This is a genomic window from Pantoea sp. BR_17 (assembly GCF_041955125.1).
GTDB classification, from domain to species: Bacteria; Pseudomonadota; Gammaproteobacteria; order Enterobacterales; family Enterobacteriaceae; genus Pantoea; species Pantoea stewartii.
In genome coordinates this window covers 1-1,048 of sequence record NZ_JAVAXT010000027.1, presented here as the reverse complement: position 1 = coordinate 1,048, position 1,048 = coordinate 1, and the positions used below count along the sequence as shown (strand labels likewise).

Here is a 1,048-nt window from a genome sequence, read left to right as displayed (position 1 = left end):
ATTGCAAGAGCCATGGTAACTAATCCTCATGTCATGCTTTTTGATGAACCGCTTTCAAATCTGGATGCGAGGTTGCGTGAAAGTGTGAGGTATGAAATTAAACAGCTCCAGAAACATCACAATCTCACTTCCGTTTATGTGACGCATGACCAGAGTGAAGCGCTGTCCATGTCGGACAAAATTGTGGTGCTGAATGCAGGGGAAATCGCGCAGGCAGGCACGCCAGAAGAGATATACTATCAGCCGGCAAACCGCTTTATCGCAGATTTTGTTGGTGCGGCCAATATCATTAAGGCCACCGTGACCGAGGCTGAACAACCGGGCTTTTACCGGGTGTCTACTTCTGTGGGTAATTTCTATGTCAGTTCTTCCAGAAAGCCTGAAAACAACCATTGCTGGATATGCTGGCGGCCAGAAGATGTCATTTACATGCCGGAACACAAAACAGGCGCTAATTATTTTACCATTACCGTTGAGAGTCTGGCTTTTATGGGGAGTCATACCGAGGCTTCGGGGCGTACAAGTGACGGAACCAGCGTAAGGCTTCAACTCTTAAAAAAACCTTCCATTGAAACCGGCACCCATGCATGTTTCTACTTGCCTGAAAATGCCATTGTATTTTTGGAGCCGGTGACATGAAAAATGATATGCGTCAGACATTACTGGCCTGGTTACTTATGACCAGTGGACTTGGTACCATTCTTTTACTCATGGGCTCAACGTTTTATGTTTTGGTCGCGCAGAGTATTGGCTATTTTAACCTTATGGGTGAAAGTCATTTTACCCTGAAATACTGGTCTGAGATGATTTGCAACCCTGTATTAATCAGCTCGTTTATCTATTCAGTGAAGGTTTCTCTAATCGGCGCATTGGGGGCAGTACTGCTTTCATACCCGCTGGCTTTATGGCTAAGAAAACCTCTGCCAATGAAAGAGGGTATTATAGCTACGTTGCGTATACCCATGTTTATTCCGGGTCTTGTTGCAGCCTTTTTGTTTATAAATATTATTTCCTTTCATGGTGTAATCAATGAGTTACTGCTGGCTGC

Annotated in this window: 1 protein-coding gene and 1 pseudogene; both read left to right on the top strand. The window is 44.7% G+C overall.

The genetic code is table 11. The features are described 5' to 3' along the window. A partial coding sequence (locus tag RAC60_RS21905; protein ID WP_375094351.1) for an ABC transporter ATP-binding protein occupies positions 1-639 on the top strand: 639 nt, incomplete at its 5' end. Then, a pseudogene (locus tag RAC60_RS21900) lies at positions 636-1,048 on the top strand (ABC transporter permease); the annotation flags it as partial. The gene RAC60_RS21905 and the pseudogene RAC60_RS21900, both read left to right, overlap by 4 nt.